Annotated in this window: 14 protein-coding genes; 5 read left to right on the top strand and 9 right to left on the bottom strand. The window is 48.7% G+C overall.

The features are described from left to right. Nucleotides 1-48: 48 nt before the first annotated feature. From pgl to DWU89_RS00250, 5 genes are all read left to right on the top strand, one after another. A complete protein-coding gene (gene pgl, locus DWU89_RS00270; RefSeq protein ID WP_115497698.1) occupies nucleotides 49-753 on the top strand; it encodes a 6-phosphogluconolactonase in 705 nt (234 codons plus the stop codon). A 128-nt stretch (nucleotides 754-881) separates the two neighbouring features. Next, entirely contained in the window at nucleotides 882-5,207 is a 4,326-nt protein-coding gene (locus DWU89_RS00265; RefSeq protein ID WP_115497697.1) for a CusA/CzcA family heavy metal efflux RND transporter, read from the top strand. A gap of 46 nt (nucleotides 5,208-5,253) precedes the next feature. Further along, nucleotides 5,254-6,159 carry an efflux RND transporter periplasmic adaptor subunit gene (locus DWU89_RS00260; RefSeq protein ID WP_115497696.1) on the top strand — a complete coding sequence of 302 codons (906 nt, stop codon included), beginning with the start codon at nucleotides 5,254-5,256 and terminating at the stop codon, nucleotides 6,157-6,159. Further along, nucleotides 6,156-7,223: a sensor histidine kinase gene (locus DWU89_RS00255; RefSeq protein ID WP_187574904.1), complete on the top strand. Its 1,068-nt coding sequence runs from the start codon at nucleotides 6,156-6,158 to the stop codon at nucleotides 7,221-7,223. Before DWU89_RS00260 ends, DWU89_RS00255 begins: the two co-directional genes overlap by 4 nt. Before the next feature lie 5 nt (nucleotides 7,224-7,228). Continuing rightward, nucleotides 7,229-7,984: a LytR/AlgR family response regulator transcription factor gene (locus DWU89_RS00250; RefSeq protein WP_115497695.1), complete on the top strand. Its 756-nt coding sequence runs from the start codon at nucleotides 7,229-7,231 to the stop codon at nucleotides 7,982-7,984. On the opposite strand, the gene DWU89_RS00245 is transcribed toward DWU89_RS00250, so the two are convergent. The 9 genes from DWU89_RS00245 to DWU89_RS00205 form a co-directional block, all read right to left on the bottom strand. Beyond that, nucleotides 7,968-8,879, bottom strand: coding sequence for a DUF368 domain-containing protein (locus DWU89_RS00245; protein ID WP_115497694.1), 912 nt, complete (start codon nucleotides 8,877-8,879; stop codon nucleotides 7,968-7,970). The genes DWU89_RS00250 and DWU89_RS00245 overlap by 17 nt on opposite strands. 2 nt (nucleotides 8,880-8,881) lie before the next feature. After that, nucleotides 8,882-10,327: a tetratricopeptide repeat protein gene (locus DWU89_RS00240; protein ID WP_115497693.1), complete on the bottom strand. Its 1,446-nt coding sequence runs from the start codon at nucleotides 10,325-10,327 to the stop codon at nucleotides 8,882-8,884. 31 nt (nucleotides 10,328-10,358) lie between these two features. Continuing rightward, nucleotides 10,359-12,101 (bottom strand): glutamine--tRNA ligase/YqeY domain fusion protein, encoded by a 1,743-nt coding sequence (locus DWU89_RS00235; RefSeq protein WP_115497692.1) that lies wholly within the window; start codon nucleotides 12,099-12,101, stop codon nucleotides 10,359-10,361. Between the two features lie 563 nt (nucleotides 12,102-12,664). Further along, a complete protein-coding gene (locus DWU89_RS00230) occupies nucleotides 12,665-13,918 on the bottom strand; it encodes an Nramp family divalent metal transporter (RefSeq protein ID WP_115497691.1) in 1,254 nt (417 codons plus the stop codon). A gap of 339 nt (nucleotides 13,919-14,257) precedes the next feature. Further along, the gene (locus tag DWU89_RS00225; protein ID WP_115497690.1) at nucleotides 14,258-15,574 is read right to left on the bottom strand and encodes a sensor histidine kinase; all 1,317 of its coding nucleotides are present in this window, start codon (nucleotides 15,572-15,574) and stop codon (nucleotides 14,258-14,260) included. Next, the gene (locus DWU89_RS00220) at nucleotides 15,574-16,929 is read right to left on the bottom strand and encodes a sigma-54-dependent transcriptional regulator (protein WP_115497689.1); all 1,356 of its coding nucleotides are present in this window, start codon (nucleotides 16,927-16,929) and stop codon (nucleotides 15,574-15,576) included. Before DWU89_RS00220 ends, DWU89_RS00225 begins: the two co-directional genes overlap by 1 nt. Nucleotides 16,930-16,954: 25 nt before the next feature. After that, complete coding sequence (locus DWU89_RS00215) at nucleotides 16,955-17,293, bottom strand: type II toxin-antitoxin system HicB family antitoxin (protein WP_115497688.1); 339 nt, start codon at nucleotides 17,291-17,293, stop codon at nucleotides 16,955-16,957. A gap of 15 nt (nucleotides 17,294-17,308) precedes the next feature. After that, nucleotides 17,309-17,566 carry a type II toxin-antitoxin system HicA family toxin gene (locus tag DWU89_RS00210; protein ID WP_115497687.1) on the bottom strand — a complete coding sequence of 86 codons (258 nt, stop codon included), beginning with the start codon at nucleotides 17,564-17,566 and terminating at the stop codon, nucleotides 17,309-17,311. 61 nt (nucleotides 17,567-17,627) lie between these two features. Further along, nucleotides 17,628-18,218: a nitroreductase family protein gene (locus DWU89_RS00205; RefSeq protein WP_115497686.1), complete on the bottom strand. Its 591-nt coding sequence runs from the start codon at nucleotides 18,216-18,218 to the stop codon at nucleotides 17,628-17,630. Between the last annotated feature and the right edge of the window lie 248 nt (nucleotides 18,219-18,466).

Here is an 18,466-nt window from a genome sequence, read left to right as displayed (position 1 = left end):
GCTTACATTGGCATATTGGCACATTATCACATTAACACATTATTTATTATGAAAATAGAGAATTTTAAAACCGATAAAGAAGCCCTTCAGGCCATGACATCCTGCCTGATCGGGTATATGGAACGGAAGACGGACGGTCATCCTTTCAACCTCGCCTTGTCGGGAGGAGAAACGGCAAAGAAGATGTTCGCCCTTTGGGTGGAAGAATATAAAGAGAGGATCGATTGGGATAATATCCGTTTCTTCTGGGTGGATGAACGCTGTGTGCCGCCGACTGATCCGGACAGCAATTATGGCCATGCGAACGAACTTTTGTTTAAGCCGCTGCATATCCCCGAAGATCATGTGCACCGAATTCACGGCGAAGTGGAGCCGGGGACGGAAGCGATGCGCTATTCACGCATTGTAAAGGAATATCTGCCCCGTCACGGACAGTTGCCCTATTTCGATTGCATTATCTTGGGAATCGGCGGAGATGCGCATACGGCATCCATTTTCCCGGACACATTGCCGCTTCTGACCGATAGCCGCAATTACGCTGTGTCGCAGCATCCGGGAACGAGCCAGTTCCGTATCACGATGACCGGCCCGCTGATCCTGAACGATTCGCCCTTGCTGGTTCCCGTCCTGGGCGCCGGAAAGCAGGAGATGCTGGAGGAACTGAAAAAAGGCTATTCCCCTACAAATCCAACGCCTGCCGCCTATATCCTGACACATGCGGTGGAGGCGGTTGTTTATACCACGACTGTATAGACGTTCCCTGATTCTTCAGGGCTGCATTCGGATAGTTCAACCCCGAATCGGGCAGCTTTAAACGATTCTTATTTCAAGGCAGAGATACGCTGGATATCTTTGCCTTTGTTATTTTAAATAGAGAATATATGTTTAAAGCAATTGTCCGTTTTTCTGTCCGGAAAAAACTGTTTGTGGGATTGACGGCCCTGTTCCTGTTGATTGGAGGAATCTATGCAATGCTGACGCTTCCGATCGATGCCGTCCCGGACATTACCAATAATCAGGTGCAGATTGTGACCGTTTCGCCGACACTGGCTCCGCAGGAAGTGGAGCAGTTGATCACTTTTCCTATCGAGATCGCGATGAGCAATATTATGAATGTGGAAGAGATCCGTTCCGTTTCCCGGTTCGGACTTTCGCTCGTTACGGTTGTCTTTAAGGAAAGCGTGCCGACGCTCGATGCCCGGCAGCTTATCAACGAACAGATACAGGCGGTATCCGGTGAAATCCCTTCCGAACTGGGAATGCCTGAGCTAATGCCGATCACGACTGGATTGGGGGAGATTTACCAGTATATATTGAAAGTCTCGCCAGGTTACGAAAAGGAATATGATGCCATGGAACTGCGTACGATCCAGGACTGGATCGTGAAACGGCAGCTTTCCGGCATTCCCGGCATCGTGGAGATCAACAGCTTCGGCGGTTATCTGAAGCAATACGAAGTGGCGGTCGATCCGGATGCTCTCTATTCGCTGAACATAACGATCGGGGAGGTGTTTGAGGCATTGAACCGCAACAACCAGAATACCGGTGGCAGTTACATCGAGAAGGTGAACCGGGCCTATTACATCCGTTCGGAAGGAATGATCAGCCGGACGAAAGACATCGAACGCATCGTGATCACCAACCGGGGAGGAATCCCGATCCATATCAGTGACGTGGGAACAGTCCGTTTCGGTGCCCCGAAGCGTTTTGGAGCGATGACGATGGATGGCACCGGAGAATGCGTCGGCGGGATCGCCATGATGCTGAAGGGAGCCAATGCCAACGTAGTGACGAAAGAGTTGGAAGCCCGTGTGGAAAAGGTGCAGAAGATGTTGCCGGAAGGGATAAGCGTCGAGCCCTATTTGAACCGGTCGGAGCTGGTGAACCGGAATATCTCGACCGTCGTCAGGAACCTGATCGAAGGCGCATTGATCGTGTTTATCGTTCTGATGCTGTTTTTGGGGAATGCCCGGGCGGGATTGATTGTCGCTTCGGTGATCCCGTTGGCGATGTTGTTTGCATTCATTATGATGCGCCTGTTCGGAGTGTCCGCCAATCTGATGAGTTTGGGGGCGATCGACTTCGGTATTGTTGTGGACGGCTCGATTGTGATTGTCGAAGGTGTCCTGGCGCATCTTTACACCCGCCGTCTGGCAGGCCGGACACTGTCGCGGGCGGAAATGGATGCCGAGGTCGAAGCCGGTGCGGGCGGTGTCGTGCGGAGCGCTACTTTTGCCGTCTTCATTATCCTGATTGTCTTTTTCCCGATCCTGACACTTTCGGGGATCGAGGGAAAGTATTTTACGCCGATGGCGAAGACGTTGGTGTTCTGCATCATCGGCGCCCTGATCCTTTCGCTGACTTATGTGCCGATGATGGCCTCCCTGTTCTTGAAACGGACGATTTCGGTGAAGCCGACTTTTGCCGATCGCTTTTTTGCCGGCCTGAACAAGATATATAAACACGGCTTGGACTTCTGCCTGCATCACATTGGTGTGACAGTCGTTTCCGCCTTTGCCTTGTTGGCCGCTTCCCTGCTGCTCTTTACCCGGTTGGGCGCCGAGTTTATCCCGACGCTCGACGAAGGCGATTTCGCCATGCAGATGACGCTTCCGGCCGGTAGCTCGCTGACACAAAGCATAGAGTTGTCCCGCCAGGCACAAAAGGTGTTGAAGGATAAATTTCCGGAGATCAAACATGTCGTGGCTAAAATCGGTACGGCCGAAGTTCCCACCGACCCGATGGCTGTGGAGGACGCAGACGTGATGATCATCATGAAGCCTTTTAAGGAATGGACATCCGCCTCAAGCCGTGCCGAAATGGTGGAAAAGATGAAAGCGGCCCTCGAACCGATCACCGGAGCCGAGTTCAACTTCAGCCAGCCGATCCAGTTACGCTTTAACGAGTTGATGACGGGAGCCAAAGCGGATATCGCGATCAAACTGTATGGAGAAGATATGGAAGAGCTATATGCCAAGGCGAAGGAAGCATCTAAATTCGTGGAAAAAGTGCCCGGTGCTTCCGACGTCATTGTCGAACAGGCAATGGGACTTCCGCAGTTAGTCGTGAAATACGACCGCGCCCGGATTGCCCGTTACGGGATGAATATAGAGGAACTGAATACGATTATCCGGACAGCTTATGCCGGTGAAGCCGCCGGCGTGGTGTTTGAGAACGAACGCCGTTTCGATCTCGTTGTCCGCCTGGACAAGGAAAAGGTGGCGGATCTGAATCTTGACAAACTGTTCGTCCGTACTGCTGAAGGCGTGCAGATTCCGGTAGGAGAGGTGGCGAATATCGAACTGGTGAACGGCCCGTTGCAGATTAACCGGGATGCGACGAAGCGGCGTGTCGTGATCGGAGTGAATGTGCGCGATGCCGACATCCAACAGGTCGTTGCCGATATCCAGTCGACGTTGGAGAAGAATATCAAGCTCAGCCCCGGCTATTATTTCGAGTACGGAGGCCAGTTCGAGAACCTGCAGAATGCGATCGATACGCTGTTGATCGTGATTCCGGTGGCTCTGTCATTGATCCTGCTGCTGCTGTTCTTTGCTTTCAAGAGCGTGACTTATACGTTGGTGGTCTTTTCGACTGTGCCGCTGTCGCTGATCGGGGGGATTGTAGCGCTATGGCTGCGTGGATTGCCGTTCAGCATTTCGGCAGGCGTCGGCTTCATTGCGCTATTCGGGGTTGCCGTGCTGAATGGTATCCTGATGATTAATCATTTCAATGACTTGCGGAAACAAACAAAATATCAGATGACGACAAATAAGATTATAACGAAAGGATGCCCGCACCTGTTGCGTCCGGTATTTCTGACCGGGTTGGTGGCTTCGTTAGGATTTGTTCCTATGGCGATTGCCAAGTCTGCGGGTGCGGAAGTACAGCGGCCGTTGGCAACAGTCGTGATCGGCGGATTGATCGTCTCGACGGTGTTGACGCTTCTTGTGATTCCGGTGTTCTACCGCTTGGTGAATGCCGCCCCGGTCTGGTGGAAGCGGATGCGCAAGCCGGGAAGCAAAGCGCTCATGCTATTGGCTGCCGTCCTGTTATTGACACCGGCAACCGTGCAGGCGCAGGAAGGAAAAGTCACGCTGGATGAAGCAATCGGCATCGCCCTGCAAAATCATCCCCGGCTAAAAACGGCATCTGCTGCCGTCGACCGTCTGCACGCCGCCCGGGGAGAAGCCTGGGAAGTGGCGCCGACATCCGTCAGTTATTCCTGGGGACAGATAAACGGCGAATATCGCCACGATAACCAGATGGAGTTGACACAATCGCTTGGTTCCCTGCTGACGCCTTTCTATAAGAATGCCCTGGTCTCCAAACAGGTGATGACCAGCCGCTATTATCGCGAGATGGTGAAGAAAGAGATCGTAGCCGAGGTGAAACGCGCTTGGGTTTATTACCAGTATGCCGCGAACCTCTGTTCCCTTTACCGGGAGCAGAACGACTTAGCCTCGCGGTTGCAACAAGCCGGCCAACTTCGCTATGAGCAAGGCGATATCACCTTATTGGAACGGAATATGACGACGACGTTAGCTGCCGATCTCCGTACACGTTTGATGCAGGCGGAGGAAGAGCTTTCGCTCGCAAGTCGCCGGCTGACATGGGCCTGTTACGCAGACCGTTCGTTGCTCCCTGCCGATACGGCATTGACGCTTCTACCGACAGAAGCAGCCGTCTCTTCCGCTTCGGAAACCTATTTGAATTATTTCAAGAGCCAGGCGGATGAGAAACAGATGATGCTCCGGGTGGAACGCAGCCGCTTCTTTCCTGAACTTTCCTTAAGTTATGTCCGCCAGAAGATCGCTCCGCAGAATGGTTTGAACTCATGGATGGTAGGCGTTTCTTTCCCTGTCCTTTTCTTCCCGCAACATAGCCGGGTGAAGCAGGCGAAGATCGACGCCTACGTCGCCCGCATCGAGTCGGAAGCCAATATCCGGGGATTGGATAATAAAGTGGAAGAGTTGCAGGCGATCCTTCGCAAACAGTCCGAAAGCATCCGTTATTACACGACCGGCGCATTGCCCGAAGCGGACGCCCTTTTGCAAAGCGCCCTTCTGCTGTTCCGCGAAAGCGAGACGGACATCACGCAGTTTGTACAAAGTCTGAACGCTGCCCGCGAAATCCGTCGCGGTTATGTCGAGGCGGTCTATAACTATAATGTGGCAGCTTTGGAGTTGGAAATGTACACCCGGTAACATCAGAGAAGAAATAAAAATAGAACATCAAATAAAGACAAAGTATATGAAAAGAATATTCATCCCGGTTGCAGCTCTGTTGTTAGTCTCCTGCAACCAGACGACACAAGAGACAATACCGGTAGCCGAAGCTGCCGCAGACACGACCGCTCCCGTAATCGAAATGCAAGATACGACCGGCACGGCAAACGAGGTGGATGCCGTCACTTCCGCTACGGCCATGCCGAACCATTCCTCTTTCAACGGAATCATGGTCGTCCCGCCGCAACGCCGCGCCACCGTGACACTGACAATGGGAGGCACCGTGCACAGCACGACTCTGCTCCCCGGCGATTATGTCAGGAAAGGCAGTGTGCTGGCAACCCTCGAAAACCCCGATTTCATCAACCTGCAACAAGCTTATCTCGATGCCTGCGCCCAGGCCGAATACCTGCAAAAGGAGTATGAACGCCAGGAACGCCTAAGTTCGCAGGAAGCAGCCTCGCAGAAACGTTTCCAGCAAAGCAAGGCCGATTATCTTTCGATGAAAAGCCGTTTGGAAGCAGCAGCCGCACAATTGACAATCCTCGGAGTTGCGCCGGAAGAGTTGCAGGCAAACGGCATCCGTCCTTATTTAGAGGTCAAATCGCCTCTTAACGGATATGTCACGGCGATGGACCTGAATCTGGGAAAATATATCAATGCCGGAGAATCGATTTGTGATGTGGTAGACAAAGGCGAAACCTTGCTTTGCCTGACCGCCTACGAAAAGGATTTGCAGAATCTGGAACCCGGTAAGCGTGTACAGTTCCGTGTGAACGGGATGGGAGCAGAGACGTTCCATGCCGTTCTCGTCTCGGTCGGGCAGGAAGTGGACGAGACAAACCGTTCGCTGGAAGTCTATGCCCGCGTAAAAGAGTCGAACAGCCGTTTCCGTCCCGGTATGTATGTGACGGCGCGTGTTGAAAAATGAGTATCTTTGCCCCTATGGATATGAAGTGGATAAACAGGATAGACCGATATATGATTGCGTTGACGGTGATTTCAATCGTGGTCGCTTTCCTTACACATTTTCCCGAACTGATTTCGCTGTTCGACCGTTCGGGGCAGAATAATCTGTTTCCCGGCATGCATTGGGCGGATGTGGCAAACGAGATATTCTTTACTTTTATCTCGTTGCTGTTGCTTTTTGCGCTGAACACCTTTCTGTTCAAGTTCGACCGCCCGGCGGTACATATTACCTGGTGGAAATTAGCGTTGTCGTTTGTCCTGACCTGGATCGTCAGCAACCTGTTAGGGAAAGGATTTGTCTTCCTGCATCATCATTTCAACATTCCGGCTATCGACGCGATGGTGCACCATTATTTGCACCCGTTACGCGACTTCCTGATCACCTGTATCGTGGTGGGAAGCTGTTATATGAGCTACCTGTTGAGACGGAGCCAGCTTGTGCTTATCGAGAACCAGCAACTCCGGACAGAGAACCTGATAAACCAGTATGAAGCCTTGAAGAGCCAGTTGAATCCTCATATGCTGTTCAACTCGCTTAACACGCTTCGTTCCCTGATCCGCGAGACTCCGGATAAGGCGCAGGACTACTTGCAGGAACTTTCCCGCGTGCTTCGCTACACTTTGCAGGAGAACGAAAACCAGAGTGTGATGCTCCATGAAGAGATGGAGTTTGTCCGTGCTTACATCTTTCTGCTGAAGATGCGCTACGAAGACAATCTCTCGTTCGATATCCGGATTGACGAAGGCACGGAAAACTGTCTGCTTCCGCCCATGTCTGTCCAATTGCTGATCGAGAATGCCGTCAAACACAACGAGATCAGCAACCGCCGCCCGCTGACAATCCGGATACAGTCCGAAGGGCATCAGTTGACGGTCAGTAATCCGCTTCAGCCCAAACTGACGGCAAGCGGCGGCACCCGCATCGGACTGGCCAACCTGGCTAAACGCTACCGCCTCCTTTTCAGAAAGGAGATCGCAGTCAGTGAAGAAAATGATACGTTTGTAGTGACGATTCCTTTGATATAAATGACATGAAAGCACTTATTATAGAAGATGAAAAAGCGGCAGTCCGCAATTTGCAGGCATTGCTGTCGGAAATAGCGCCGGATATGGAAATCTTAGCCGTATTAGACAGTATTACCGAGACGATAGACTGGTTCGGCGCTCACAAAATGCCCGACCTGATTTTCCTGGATATTCATCTGGCGGATGGTTCCGCATTCGAGATATTCGGCCATGTGGATATCACCTGTCCGATCATTTTTACTACCGCCTACGACGAATATGCATTAAAAGCATTTAAGGTAAACAGCATCGACTATCTGCTCAAGCCGATCGATCCCAGCGATATCAGGAAAGCACTCGATAAGCTGGAGCGTTTGCAAGGCGAACCTGCCGGCAAAGAGCCGGACTATTCAACCCTGATCCGTGCGTTAAGAAAGGAGGAAAGTTATAAGACCCATTTTTTAGTCCCCATCAAAGGCGATAAGCTGTTGCCGGTCTCTGCCGAAACGGTTCTTTTCTTCCATATCGATGACGGGATCGTAAAAGCGGTGCTTGCAGACGGAAAAGAATGTATTTTCCCCCAGACTCTGGATGAACTTTCCGATTGTCTGAATCCGGTGTTCTTCTTCCGGGTGAACCGGCAATATCTGATCTCGCGTAAAGCGATACAGGATATCGACCTCTGGTTTAACGGACGGCTGTCTATCAACCTGAAAGTACCGGTCCCGGAAAAAATACTGGTCAGCAAAGCACGGGTAGGGGAGTTTAAAGAATGGTTTTAGTTTTCGATAGCTTTTCGAGGAAATAAACGATTGCGAAGCCTAAAATCATCAGGCCGACAGCTTCACCGATATGCTGGTTCGGCATGATGTTTGCCTCTACGAGAGGTTTCACGAGACCATGGCTGTCCGTATAAGTCTCGATCGTCTCTTTCCAGGGCCACACCTTATTCAGCGATCCTAACATAAAACCGGCCAGTACGGCAATCGTAATGTCGTGGAACCGGCGGAGAGCAAATGACAATATGCGTGAGAAACTCGTAATACCGATTGCTGCACCACCGATAAACACCAGCATCACAGGTATATTGAATGTCTTCACCGCCTCCATGATGTAGAAATATTTACCTAAAAGCACCAGAATAAAACTGCCTGATATCCCCGGCAGGATCATCGCACAGATGGCAATTGCCCCGCAAAGGAAGATGAAGAGCAAATTGGACGGCGTTTCAGCCGGAGTTGCAACCGTTATATAGAAAGCGACTATGATTCCGATAATATAGCTCAGGATCGTTTTCCAATCCCATTTCCGGATATCTTTGGATACGAACCAGGTTGAAGCCAGCACCAGGCCGAAGAAGAAAGACCAAACGAGAATCGGATGATCCGTCAGCAACCAGGTAATAATCTTGGCTAATGAAAAGATACTGATCCCGATCCCGGCAACAATGGACAACAGGAAATTTGCATTTATCGCATTCCAGAAAGCCGCAATCTTTCCGGTAAAGAGCAGTTTCAGGCTGGATACGTTAATACTTTTGATCGAGTCGATCAACTCTTCATAGATCCCAACAATGAAGGCGATGGTTCCGCCCGATACGCCGGGCACGACATCCGCCGCACCCATACCCATGCCTTTTAAAACTAAGAGGCCGTAGTCTTTTAGATTTCTTTTCATGTTTAGTTGTTATTATCCTTATTATTGAGGAATTCTTTCACCAGATCTTCCGGGGCAATATGTTTGTAGTTTGTCTCGTCGGTAATTTTATCAAAATCGAGACCGGAATTTTTCAGATATTCGAACACTTCATTGGGAGAAGTCTGCCGGAAATGCTCCCCGAAATGTTTCAGATCTCCTTTTGCCAGATAAGCCATTGCTAAGTGGAGATGCATCTGAGGCATTTTCGGATTGGCATCGAAGACTTTCTTATAATATTGCAAAGCCTTGTCTATATCCCCTTTCATATACAGATATTGACCGGCATGGAACAGGCTTTCGAAATCTTCCTGATTTTTGTCATCCGATTTGTCGAGGACATTAAACAGGCGGTCTGTCACCTCCACAGCCTTCTTTTCCTCTCCGTTTTCCAGATATGTCAAAGCTAACAGAGAGAGGATCCGGACGTTTTTAGGAAACAGCCTGGAGGCTTTCATCAGATTCTCGGAAGCCTCTTTTTCACGTCCCGTCTCGACACAACAACGGATATAATTAATGTAAGTACTGGAATCTTCCTGCAAACCGTTCCGGCTAAGTTGTTCTTTCAATAGGTCATAAGCCTTTTCGTAATCTTCTAACTTTACATAACATTCGGCAAGCAACGGTGTGATACGGGCGCGTATCTCATCAGTTGTTGCAATCTCGTTATACACTTCGATTGCCTTTTCATAATTCTCATTCATGTAAAGGCAATAGGCCTTCAGTATTTTCAACTCTTCATCCGAATCGTCACAGGTAAGGGCAAAATCGAACGCTTCGATTGCTTTCTCATAATCTCCGCTGATCGAATAGAGGCGCCCGAGTGTAAACCAGTAATCATTGGAATAAGGATTCTTGTCGATCAGTTCGTTACAGATCCCGATCGCTTTTTCGATATCGCCTTCAATTTCCAGATTATAGCAAAGCTCGTCTTTCAAAATCATATTATCGGGGAAGAGCATCAACCCGCGATTGATGTAATCGTGTGCCTCTTTATTCATCTCCGCATCGCCCAGGATAGGAGCGATATATTCGAATATAGTTTCCAGATATTCGCATTTATCGGCAATGAGTTTTTCCGTATATCCGATCACTTTGTCATAGGAATCTTGCATGACGTAACATTCCAGACGCAGCATGTCGAGATCCTGATTGTCCGTTTCGGCGATTGTCTCGATCAGGGCAAGTGCACTTTCATAGTCTTCGTTATAGACGAACGACTTGCATTGCCTGACCTGCAAATCGGTATTACCGGGATGAAGCCTCAGACCTAAGGCCAAGACTTCATCGTAGTAAGTATAATCGTCCGATTCTTCAAAACTGTCCAACAGGCTATCTATCTCATCGGCATCAAAATAGGCGTCCCTGCCTTCCTGGTGACCGGACAGATAGCGCTGTAACAGACGTGAGATACCTTCTTTTTTTCTCATTGGCACATTGGCATATTGAAATATTGGCACATTATTTATCTTTCACCTTACTCCAGGTATCTTTCAAGGATACGGTACGGTTAAAGACTAATTTACCGGCTGTGGAATCTTTATCCACATTGAAATAACCGATACGTTGGAACTGCAGGTAATCGAGCGGTTTGGCATTTGCCAGGAACTTTTCGACATAGCAGTTTTCCAGTATTTTCAGCGAGTCGGGGTTGATGATCTCTTTCATTGCTTCCAACGGCGAACAGTTCTTGGCTTCGCGGATGGCAGCCAATTCGTCGCGCGGATTCTCCACGTTCCACAAGCGGTCGTACAGGCGTACTTCGGCCGGCAGGCAGTGTGCGCAGCTCAACCAGTGGAGCGTGCCTTTCACCTTCCGGTTACTGTCCGGCATACCGCTCTTCGTGTTCGGGTCGTATTCGCAATAGATCTCTTCGATATTGCCGTCAGCGTCTTTCTTGCAGCCTGTGCATTTCACGATGTAGGCGTTTTTCAGACGTACTTCCTGTCCCGGCGTCATGCGGAAGAACTTTTTCGGAGCATCTTCCATGAAGTCTTCGCGTTCGATCCACAGCTCGCGGCTGAATTCGATCGTATGGCTTCCTGCCGACGGATCTTCCGGATTATTGATTGCTTCCATCTCTTCAACCTGTCCCTCGGGATAGTTGGTGATAATCAGCTTGACCGGATTCAGAACGGCCGATACGCGAGTCGCACGGGTATTAAGGTCTTCGCGGACAGCGCTTTCCAACAAGGCAAATTCGTTCAACGCGTCGTAAGTCGTGTAACCGATCTTGTCGATAAACTTGTGAATGGACTCCGGTGAATAACCGCGACGGCGGAAACCGCAGATCGTCGGCATACGCGGATCGTCCCAATCGTTTACCAGTCCTTCCTTCACCAACGTCAACAGGTTACGCTTGCTCATCAGCGTGTAGCTCAGGTTCAGTTTGTTGAACTCGGTCTGACGCGGACGGTTGTCGTTCAGGTCTTTGCCTTCTTTCAGCCAGTCGATGAAGAGATCATACAGCGGACGGTGTACCACAAATTCGAGTGTGCACAGCGAATGGGTGACGCCTTCGAAGAAGTCGCTCTGTCCGTGTGCAAAGTCGTACATCGGATAGGCTTTCCACTTGTCGCCTGTGCGATGGTGCGGAGTCTTGACGATACGATAGATGATCGGGTCACGGAAGTGCATGTTTGAATTAGCCATGTCGATCTTGGCGCGCAACACCATTGAGCCTTCTTCCAGCTCGCCGCTGTTCATCTTGTTGAACAGTTCCAGGCTCTCTTCGATCGGCCGGTCGCGGTACGGGCTGTTTGTTCCCGGTTGCGTCGGCGTCCCTTTCTGGGCCGCAATTTGTTCGGAGGTCTGTTCGTCGACGTATGCTTTTCCTTCCTTGATCAGCTGGATTGCAAAGTCCCAGAGTTGCTGGAAGTAATCGGATGCGTAATATATATTATTCCAGTGGTAACCCAGCCATTCAATGTCTTCCTTGATGGCATCCACGTATTCCAAATCTTCTTTTACGGGGTTTGTGTCGTCGAAGCGCAAGTTGCAGACGCCGCCATACTGTTCGGCAATACCGAAATCCAGGCAGATGGCTTTGGCATGTCCGATATGCAGGTATCCGTTTGGTTCGGGCGGGAAACGGGTCTGTACGCGTTCGCCGTTTTTACCTTCCGCCAAGTCTTTTTCAACCATTGCTTCAATGAAGTTCAAGCTCTTTTTGCCTTCTTCTTCGTTCGTTTTGATATCGCTCATCTTTGTAGTTAAATGTTTTCTATTCAAAGTTTGCAAAGATACAAAAATAAAGGGCGGAATGCAACTGATAATCGAAAAATCTTTTCATCCACGACCACGACCTCTCTCGCGCACACACGATGATGATGATGATAATAATAAGATTTATTTTCCTTTCCTTTATTTTCCTTTTCTTTCCTTTACTTTACTTTGTGTACTTAACATGCTTTTTGGGGGAGTTATTGTCCCATTAATGGGGGTTTTCACCTCATTAATGGGAGTTATTGCACCATTAATTCCAATCCGATTCTGAGGCTTATTGTATATTTCTTGTAAAACTTCAAGGCAATTATCTATGTTTTTTCAAAGAATATTTACCTCTTCCAAATTTTGTCAAAATGTCTTTTTTAATTAGTCTGCATGAAAATAAAATTTCATGGGCATAGAATTTCGATTCCATAGGCATGGAACTTCGGTTACACTTGCATGAAAATAAAGACGCCTGCAGACAAGATTTCAGGCGGATGCGGAAGGAGGTGCATTTGCCTCCATATCCGCCCGGATTTTAACAGGGGGTTATTGTATTATATTAAACTTATCAGAAGTGCGACGTTCAAAACCGTTACAAGCGTCCCTAAAGCAATCAACAGGATCGTCGTGGAACGTGTATTAACGAATTTGCCCATGACTTTTTTACTGGATGTCAGGTAGACTTGTGTAAAAACAGTGATCGGGAGTTGTACGCTTAACAACATCTGCGAATAGATCAGCCCCTTGAACGGATCGCCGACAATGAAGATAATGAGCAGGGCAGGGACGAACGACAGCAGGACTCCCAATTTGGAATGTAGGTCTTTATGGTTGTATGCCTCGCCATAGAAGCCTGCAAAAATTGAGGCTCCGGCAATTCCGGATGTGATCGTGGATGAAATACCTGCCAGCAGAAGCGCCCCGGCAAAGATAGCTCCCGCATTGCTTCCTACCAACGGGACCAACAGTTGTTGGGCCTGGTCCAGTTCGTCCACCATTACATTGTGTTTAAAGAAAGCAGATGCAGCCAGGATAATCATCGCCGAGTTGATTGCCCAACCGATAACCATTGACAGCAATGTGTCGTAAAACTCATATTTCAACTGCTTTTTAATAACCGGTTCATCTTCCAGGTTCCATTCGCGGCTCTGAATGACTTCCGAGTGCAGGAACAGGTTGTGCGGCATTACGACAGCGCCCAGCACACTCATGATTATCAGCATGGAGTTTTCCGGGAAAGTCGGTTTTATCCAGCCTTCGATGGCGGCTCCCCATTGCACGTCGACCAGCGCCAGTTCATAGAGGAAAGACAGTCCGATGATCGAAACGAACATGATGATCCAGCGTTCGATCTTACTGTATGTGTTGGTCATCAACATGCCTAAGCAGGCAATGGTCACGATCACAGCCCCGACCTTAATCGGCATCCCGAACAGCATCCGAAGGGCAATGGCTCCACCTAAAATCTCCGCTAATGAGGTGGAAACACTGGCGAGCATCGCCGAAATCAGGATCGGGCGGCTCAACGTACGCGGCATGTATTTATTTGTCGCTTCCGACAGGCAAAGCCCGGTTACAATTCCTAAGTGAGCAACGTTATGTTGGATAATAATCAGCATGATAGAAGAAAACGTAACCACCCAAAGCAGCGCATATCCAAATTCCGAACCTGCCGCTAAATTAGTCGCCCAGTTCCCCGGATCGATAAACCCTACAGTTACTAACAGTCCCGGACCGATATATTTCAGAAGATCCAAAGCTCCCGCGCTTGGACGGTGATTGATTTTGAGTTTGTCTAATATGTTCATTATTGTGATTTTATGTTATTATATAAATGATGATTTAACGGGGTGTAGAGATGCACGGCTGTGCATCTAATACGTACAAACCGTTATTTGTCGGTGTGTGTGGGTGTGTTAAAACTGTCCTGTTCCCGCGCTTGACGCGGGATCGCATTAAAACCGACCGTATAAACAACTGATTGATAAGGCCTGTTCTTTTGCGGCCCCGCGTCAAGCGCGGGGACAAGGGACTTTTTGTACTGCCCCCCACGGTTACCTCACCGCTAAATTATCATTTACGGCTCAAAGATATAAAACATTTGGCGTTTGAAATGTTTATGATAATTGATATTTTTTATCCCTTCATCAAGGGAACGTCAGAATAAACGTTGTCCGTTTGGCTGCCGGAGCGCTCTTGAGGGCGATGCTTCCTCCGGACAGGCGCATGATCTGGCGGGAGATGGACAGCCCGATGCCGCTGCCGCCCTCTTTGGTCGTGAAGAATGGCACGAAAATATGTTCGGCCTCTTCCTGCGGAATGACAGGGCCGTTGTTGCTGACTTCTATCAGGACGGCTTCCTCTTCGTTACAATAGGCTTTTACTTCGATCAGGCCGTCTTCCTGCTCGCTTCCGATTGCCTGCATGGCGTTTTTCAGCAGATTCAGGACAACCTGCGAAATCAGGTTCTCGTCGGCATAGACAATCAGGTCGGACGGCTCGACGCTGACGTTGATCGTGATGTTCGGGAAGTTGTTGTGATGGCGGGCGAGCTTCACCATACGTTCTACGAACTTCTGGACGTAGAAGAGGGAAGGTTCAGGCGTCGGGATATGCGTGAATTTCCGGTAAGACTCTACAAACGAAATCAGGCTTTTTCCCGTCGTACTGATCACTTCTAAGCCGCTGCGTATGTCGTCGTCCGCATTTTCATGGAGGGAGAGGAGCGTGTCGCTAAGTGAAGTGATAGGCGTGACGGAGTTCATGATCTCGTGCGTCAGGACGCGTGTCAGGCGTATCCAGGAGTCGATTTCCTTCTCATCCAGCTCGCTGTTGATATCGTTGATTGCCAGGATGCGCACGTGCTTTTCCTGCAAGGTCATTTCGGAAACGCGGATGGACAAGTGTACGTTGCCGCGTTCGTTGGTAAACGATATCTGATGTTTGTCGCCCGGCTGGATGTTCCGCACGGTGTTTTCCAGATTTTCGTCGATACGCCCGAGTTGGCGGACATTGGTGAAGACCGACATTCCCAACAGTCGCAAGGCTTCGTTGTTGGTCTGGAAGATCACGCCATTGTCGTCGAGCACGATGATACCGGTGTTGACCGAGTTCATGATCAGCTCGTAATATTTCTCTTTCTGCGCAGCGTCTGCCTTTGCCTGGAAAAGAATCTGGGTAATGCGGTTTAACGACTCGCTGACCAGCTTATCGTTGGACGAACGGCCGCGTGTTGCATATTGGAATGCATAGTCGCTGTTGTCGATCGCATCGAACATAAACGCGACTTTCTGGGCATTCCGTTTGTCCGACAACAGGATTTGCCGGAGTATAAAAAGCCATACGCCCATAAGCGGGATGAACCATATCCACTCCTTTTGGAGAGCAAACCAGGTCTCTGCTACCGTCAGTATGATAAATACTGCCAGACGGAGATAGAAATTATGGAAAATCCCTTTCAGCATTACAGTTCGTATCGTTTGATCTTGTTATACAGCGTCTGCCGGGAGATTCCCAACTGGCTGGCAACGAGCGACAGGTTTCCGCTGTATTTGTCCATGGCGCTCTTTATCATGTTGTATTCCATTTCTTCCAAAGTCGTCGCTTCTTTTGTCGCCGATTCCTTTTTGGCACGCGGAAAATCGAAATCGTTTCCCTCCAACACGTTTCCTTCGGCAATGATAACCGCCTTTTCGATGGTGTGTTCCAGTTCCCGGATGTTTCCGAACCAGGGCTGTGCACTCAGTTTCTCTTTGGCATCCGGACTGAGGTGCATGGTTGTTTTTCCATAGATATTGGCATATTTGGACAGGAATATTTCGGTAAGGGGAACGATGTCTTCCGGCCGTTCGCGAAGGGGCGGAATCTCTACATGGATCGTATTGATGCGATAGAGCAGGTCTTCGCGGAAATCGCCTTTTTCGACCATTTCCTGCAAGTCGCGGTTTGTCGCGCAGATCAGGCGGATATTGACCGGAATGGGCGTGTTGCTTCCTACGCGGACGATGCTGCGGCGTTGCAGGACGGTCAACAGCTTGGCTTGCAGGTGATAGGAGAGGTTCCCGATCTCATCCAGGAAGAGCGTGCCGTTGTTGGCAACCTCGAATTTTCCCGGCCGGTCTGCCCGCGCATCGGTAAAAGCTCCTTTGACGTGGCCGAACAGTTCGCTTTCAAAAAGCGTTTCCGTGATGGCTCCCATATCGACCGGGACCAATGTCTCTTTCTTCCGGTTGGAAAGCATATGTATTTCGCGGGCAAGCATTTCCTTACCTGTTCCGTTCTCACCGGTAACCAGGATGTTGGCATCCGTCCGGGCGACCTTTTCGATCAGGGAGCGGAGTTGTTGCATGGCGCTGCTTTCTCCCCAGAACATGCCGCTTTCTTTGGAGACGACCAGCTTGTTGTCGGCAAGTGCGATGCCTTTGCGGTTGGCTATCCGTATGTTATAGGCGGTCCGCAACGTTTCCAGCAGCTTGGCGTTGTCCCAGGGCTTGACGACAAAGTCGGTCGCTCCTTCCTTGATTCCCCGTACGGCAAGGTCGATATCCGCGTATGCCGTAAAAAGAACGACCTGTATCGATGCATCTTCCTTCTTTATTTCCGAGAGCCAGAACAGCCCTTCGTTGCCGGTATTGATGCCGGCGCTGAAATTCATATCCAACAGAACAACATCTATATTCTCATCGTGCAATGTGGATTTTATCTTATTCGGAGTAGAAATGGTAATCACCTTCTCGAAGCAAGTGCCCAACAGCATCTGTACTGCGGTAAGGATTCCTTTGTTATCGTCTACAACCAGTATGGTGCCTTGTTTTGTCATGTATGGTTTATACGTTATTAAATTCCTATAGCATAGTCATAATTTGTTTTTCCAATGCTTGCTTGATGAATGCATTGATGGAGATACCGGTGCGTTTTGCCAGCATAGCTACACGACTGTGTATTTCCGGGGTCAAGCGAACATTCAATAATCCCGAATAACTCTTATGCGGCTGTATCCCTTCTTCTTCGCAAAATGCAATATAATCATTGACAGCCTCATGAAAAGCTTCTGTTAGTTCTTGAACGCTTTGTCCTTCAAAATTGACCATTCCATTAATTCCTTCTATTTTACCGAAGAAAACGCTGTCTTCTTCACTGAAGTTGACAGAACCAATAAAACCTTTATATTTTAATGTGTTCATAAGTATATCCTTTCTTCATTTAATAAAACCTTCATTTGTCAAATCATTTAATACTTGCCTTATTGCATAACCTTTGATGATATTACCTGGGTGAGGTTTATGGATCATAATAGGACGTTTATCTCCATTTTTAAAGATAACTCTCGAACCGGACGTTTTGCCTTTATTTGATTTTTCATAACCAAATATGGATAACAAACGTTCCATTTCCTCAAATGTGAAATTGGTAGGCAACGACTTGAAACGTTCGATAAGCTTTTCTTTTGTTCCCATTTATATATTTAAAGTTTTTGCAAATGTAACTACAATATAGTTACAATCCAACAATTTATTCTCACCATTTGTTATAATGTATCTGCTGTTCGTTGAATTTATTTTTAGGCTTTTCCTGACCTGCCGGATAGCCGAGCGGAATTACGGTCAGGGGAATGATATGTTCCGGGAGTTGCAAGGCGTCCCGCACGACCTGCATCCGTTCGGGATAAGGATAGGCGGCTGTCCATACGGCTCCCAGGCCCATTGATTCGGCGGCAAGCAGTATGTTTTGGGCGGCCGTCGAACAGTCGAGCATCCAGGCATTATTCGACTTAAGCGTATCTCCGCATACGATAATAGCCTGTTTGGTATCTTTCAGCATACGTGCCAAAGGCAAGCTGTCTCCCATTGTGTCCAAAAGATCGCGGTCCGTCACAATCACAAATTCCCAAGGGCGGCGATCGCGCGAAGAAGGTGCAGCCATGCCTGCACGGACAAGCATTTCTAATTTTTCTTTTTCAACCGGCCGTTCCGTATATTTCCGTACGCTTTTGCGGTTGAAAATAGTTTGCAATGTCTGGTTGACGCTTTCGTTCTCTTTTGTTGTCTTGCTATCATTACAGGCAATCATCATGAGTGATGATACGGCAAGAAAGTATATCCATTTCATATTTCTATAATATATGATGTAACTCGTTTATGATTGTGCGAATATAACCAATTATTCGACAAAATTTACAATAACCCTCTTTTTGTCCGTTTTTCTATTTCGTCCGAAATTCTGATCGGTTTTGGATTGACTCTTTTCATGGTTTTAGCCTTTGCGGATGACAACAGAGAAAATGAAGTGCCGAGCCCATTCCAAAAAGCGTGCAATTTGATTACCGAAAGATGGAAACGCCGACAATGTGATAAACC

Source organism: Parabacteroides acidifaciens (genome assembly GCF_003363715.1).
In the GTDB taxonomy this organism is placed as follows: Bacteria; Bacteroidota; Bacteroidia; order Bacteroidales; family Tannerellaceae; genus Parabacteroides; species Parabacteroides acidifaciens.
This window is presented reverse-complemented; position numbering and strand designations above follow the sequence as displayed.